Raw genomic sequence first — 5446 nt, forward strand, 5'->3', positions numbered from 1 at the left:
CCCCTCTCCCTACTCCCCCGCTCCCCGGCTCCTCTGGTGGTTCGGATGCGGAGATAATATTACTGTTTTCTGCAATATTAATGTCGCCTCCTGCTTGGATGGTGATTTTTCCTCCGTCTGCGTCGGCGAAGGTGTAGATGTTAGTTGTGGTAATATTTCCTTGGGGTGCTTCTAGAAGTAAGTTGCCTGCGTTGCCTCCTCCTGAATAGTTGGCGAGAAAGTCTCCATTGCTGGTGTCTATGTTTCCGGTTTCTGATGTGATGGTTATTTCACCGCCTTGTTGTTGTCCGTGGGAACTAATAGTATTGGTGGTTATGTCTGTTTTGGCTTGGAGGGTGACATTTCCGGCGTTTGCTCCGTCTGAAAATGATTGAATTGCTTGGGTGGCGTTAATTTCTCCTTGTTCGCTGGTAATACTAATGTTGCCTCCGTCGGCTGTTTCGGTTTGACTGCTTGCTTGGGAGGTAATAATTCCTGTGGTTATGTTGTTTTCGGCTGCGATGTTTATTTCTCCTGCGTTTCCTGCATCGGTGCTTTTGGCGGAGATGGTACTATTTGGAGCTGTCATTTCTCCGGTGTTGATAATAATAGTGCCGCCGTTTCCTGTACCTGTTGTTTCTGTTAATATTTGACCTTCTAGTTGGAATGTTTGTGTGGGGTTAATATTAATTCGGCCTCCGTCTCCGCTGTCGGATGTGGAGGCTGAGATGGTTGTGTTTTCGGCTATTGTCAGGTTTTTGGTTTCTATGTTGATAATGCCTGCGTTTCCACTTCCTGTTGTTTCGACTGAGATAAAGCCGTCTCCTGAAATATTTATGTTTTCTGGGGCGAATATGTTGATGTTACCTCCATCTCCTATGGATGTGGTGCGGGCGGATATGAAGCCTTGTTCGGTAAAAGTAATATTGAGGTCTTGGTCAAATTCCCCTATCTCCCGTACGGACGTTGCATGCAACGTCCCTACTTGCTCCCCTACTTCCCTATATGGGTTGAGGGTTAGGGTTCCCGCTGGACTTTCTCCTGCGGTTTCGGCGAATATTCCGAGTCGCCCTGAGATGAATAAGTCTGTGGCGTTGATGGTAATATTTCCGCCTGCTTCTGTGTTGGTGGCTCCCACTTTTGCGGTGGCGCTTATTTGGGCGCTTTCTCCGATAGTGAGTTGTCTGGTATTTATTTCTATGTCTCCCGCTTCACCTTGTTTATTGGTTTCGGTGGTGAGNGGACGTTGCATGCAACGTCCCTACTTGCTCCCCTACTTCCCTATATGGGTTGAGGGTTAGGGTTCCCGCTGGACTTTCTCCTGCGGTTTCGGCGAATATTCCGAGTCGCCCTGAGATGAATAAGTCTGTGGCGTTGATGGTAATATTTCCGCCTGCTTCTGTGTTGGTGGCTCCAACTTTTGCGGTGGCGCTTATTTGGGCGTTTTCTCCGATAGTGAGTTGTCTGGTATTTATTTCTATGTCTCCTGCTTGACCTTGGTTATTGGTTTCGGTGGTGAGACTTGTTCCAGTTTCTAGGGTAAGGTTGTTTGTGTTAATATTAATAGTTCCGGCATTGCCTTTGTCTTCTGTGGAAGCGCTTATGGCTACTTTGTCGGATAGGGTAAGGTTTTTTGTATCTATATTAATAGTACCAGCGTTGCCAATATCAGTGGTTTCTACTGCGATGAAGCCGTTGCCTNCCTTGGTTATTGGTTTCGGTGGTGAGACTTGTTCCAGTTTCTAGGGTAAGGTTGTTTGTGTTAATATTAATAGTTCCGGCATTGCCTTTGTCTTCTGTGGAAGCGCTTATGGCTACTTTGTCGGATAGGGTAAGGTTTTTTGTATCTATATTAATAGTACCAGCGTTGCCAATATCAGTGGTTTCTACTGCGATGAAGCCGTTGCCTTGAATGTTGATGGTTTCTGGAGCTGATATATTAATGTTACCTCCGTTGCCTGTGGAACTGGTGGAGGCTGAGATAAAGCCTTCATTGGTAAAGGTGATGTCTAGGTTGGGGTTAGTTTTGTAGGTGCTGAGGGTAAGACTACCTGCGTCTGCTTTGGCTTCGGTTTCAGCAAATATTCCGAGTTCTCCTGCGATGTCAAGTTTGTTTGTGTTAATGGTGATGTTGCCTCCTGGCTCTGTAGTGCTGGCTCCGATGTTAACTGTGGCACTTATTTGGGCGTTTTCGCCGATAGTTAGTTGGGGGGTGTTGATTTCTATGTTTCCGGCTTTTCCGCTTCTGTTGGTTTCTACTGATAGTTGAGTGTCTACTCCTAGGTTGAGTGTCTCTTTTGCTCTGACTGTGATGTTGCCTCCTTTTCCCTTGGTTTCAGTGAAGGCTAATATTTGGGTGTTAGGTTCGATATTAATGTTGTCGCCTTCTAGGTTAATGTTGCCTGCGTTGCCTAGACCTGTTGTGAAGGCATTAATGTCTATGCCATCGCTGAGGGTGATATTGGGGCTGATGATGTCTATTTGTCCGGCGTTGCCTGCTCCACCACTACTAACTGTTATTTGTCCATTGCCGGTGATGTTGAGGTTTTCTGGGGCGGTAATAATAACGTTGCCTCCTTTTCCGTTGGTTTCACTGAAAGCTGAGATGCTGGCGTTTTCATTGATTTTTAGTAGAGAATTCGTTCTGATAAATATATTACCTGCGTCTCCTTTACCCTCGGTACTAGAAGATATTCTAGCACCATTAGTAACTTCTAAACTGCCTGTCGTCATACTCACATCTCCTGCATTACCTACTGCTCTTCGTGTGACAGAAGTAAATGCGCCACTGGTTCCACCTCTTCTAGCATTTGGAGATGCCCCGTCAAACAATACAGTATCTGTCGCAGTAATAATCACATCTCCTGCGTTTCCTTTACCCTCGGTAATGGAAGATATTCTAGCACCATTAGTAACTTCTAAAGTGCCTGTAGTAATACTCACATCTCCTGCATCACCTACTGCTCTTCCTGTGACAGAACTAAATGCGCCACTGGGTATACCACTGGATCTACCAGTTGAGGATACCCCATCAAATATTACAGTATCAGTAGCATTAATCTCCACATTTCCTGCATCCCCGATACCAAAAGTATCGGAAGATATCCGACCACCATTTTTAACTTCTAGAGAACCTGTATGAATAGTTATATCCCCAGCTTTTCCTTCTCCTTTGTCTCTGACTACAGTAAGTAACCCCGATCTACGGCGGCTATTTGGAGATGCCCCATCAAACAATACAGTATCTGTCGCAGTAATAATCACATCTCCTGCATCCCCATTGCCATCAGTTATGGCCGATATCTCAGAACCATTTTTAACTTCCAGAGAACCTGTCTTAATAGTTATATCCCCAGCATCACCTTCTGCTCGTGGGCCGGCGGAANAGTATCTGTCGCAGTAATAATCACATCTCCTGCATCCCCATTGCCATCAGTTATGGCCGATATCTCAGAACCATTTTTAACTTCCAGAGAACCTGTCTTAATAGTTATATCCCCAGCATCACCTTCTGCTCGTGGGCCGGCGGAACTAAATGCACCATTGCGGAAATCTTTGAATGCTTGATCAAACAATACAGTATCTGTCGCAGTAATAATCACATCTCCTGCATCCCCGGTACCTCTGGTATCGGCAGATATCTCAGCACCATTTTTTACTTCCAGAGAACCAGTGGTAATAGTTATATTTCTCCCATTCCCTTCTGCTCCTTGTTGTACTAAGCTAAATGCTCCAGTGGAAAATTCTGAGGCTCCTCTATCAAAGAGTATAGTATCTGTCGCAGTAATCTCCACATTTCCTGCGTTTCCTTTGCCCTCGGTACTGGCAGATATCTGAGCACCATTTTTTACTTCCAGAGAACCAGTGGTAATATTGATATCTCCTGCATTACCTACTGCTCCTTTTCTGACAAAGGTAACTACCCCCGCTCTACGGGAGCCATCTGGAGATACCCCATCAAACAATACAGTCTCAGTAGCATTAATCTCCACATTTCCTGCATCCCCATTGCCATCAGTTATGGCAGATATCTCAGCACCATTTTTTACTTCCAGAGAACCAGTGGTAATATTGATATCTCCTGCATTACCTACTGCTCCATCTCTGACTGAACTAAATGCGCCACTGAGGGAATTATTGAATACCCCATCAAATATTACAGTATCTGTCGCAGTAATAATCACATCTCCTGCATTCCCATTGCCAGAGGTATCGGCAGATAACGTCGCACTATTTTTAACTTCTAGAGAACCTGTCTTAATAGTTATATCTCCGGCATTACCTACTGCTCCTTTTCTGACAGAACTAAATACCCCAATGCGGGAATTATTGAATACCCCATCAAATATTACAGTATCAGTAGCATTAATCTCCACACTTCCTGCATCCCCTTTAGCAAGGGTAAAGGCAGATATTTCCGCACCAATAACAGAAAGGTTTTTAGCTACTATATTAATATCACCTCCTGTTTCACCATCAGTATATAGCTCGGTAGAAATGTCTTCAGTAACAGTCACATCTCCTTCGCTCTCAATAATAATATCACCCCCATCGCTAGTCGAAATACCATCCACATCCTCACTTACACCACCAATATTTATATTTCCCACATCAAAAAATATTCCACCACTGTCAGAAATTGCCTCTAAATTTTCTACATTCAACCGCAAAGGTGCATCAGTTAAACCTATTCCGCCACTGCCAGAAGTTTGAAACAAAACACTCCCCGCATTTATCAAAGAATTCTCAGAAACCCTAGCAATATTTCCCCCATTAGCATTAACAAAAACCTGCCCAGTTGTTGTTAAGTTTGCCAGATTTATATCACCTACTTCTCCTGAATTTCCTAACTGAATATTAATCGTTCCACTACCAGCATTTAACGTCGTTCCATCTAATTGATTTATCGAAGCTTTTCCGTTACTCCGGTTAGCCAAATTCATCTCATCATTATTACCAAATAATTCAATCTTTCCATTGACAATTGATGTATCAATATCCGCATTTAGATTAATACTTCTACCTGCTTTNATCTCATCATTATTACCAAATAATTCAATCTTTCCATTGACAATTGATGTATCAATATCCGCATTTAGATTAATACTTCTACCTGCTTTGAATTCCACAAATCCAGGATTTTCTATTAAATTATTAACTGTTATATCGTTATTAGCTAGAACAATAATATTACTTTCTGAATCTTGATTTGATAAATCTATATTTCCCGAAACAAATACATTTCCTGGTGTATCGGCAATTATTGTATTATCTGTTAATTCTAATTCACCATTACTATTAACTATAATAGATGTGGCATTATTTTCTGATCCACCTGTTAATAATTGTGGTAAAGATAGAGCGTCTAAATTAGAAATATCTTCTATTCTGGAATCTACTTCTAAACTTAATAAATGTCCTGGTTGAGATATTCTCAAGACACTACCACCTTCTACTGCTGCGATGG

General features: G+C 42.8%; 1 pseudogene. It reads right to left on the reverse strand.

Annotation, left to right across the window (positions count from 1 at the left end):
• Positions 1–1219: pseudogene (locus AFK68_RS12510) on the reverse strand (filamentous hemagglutinin); the annotation flags it as partial.
• Positions 1220–5446 lie beyond the last annotated feature (4227 nt).

This window comes from Hydrocoleum sp. CS-953 (genome assembly GCF_002260545.1).
GTDB lineage: Bacteria > Cyanobacteriota > Cyanobacteriia > Cyanobacteriales > Microcoleaceae > Trichodesmium.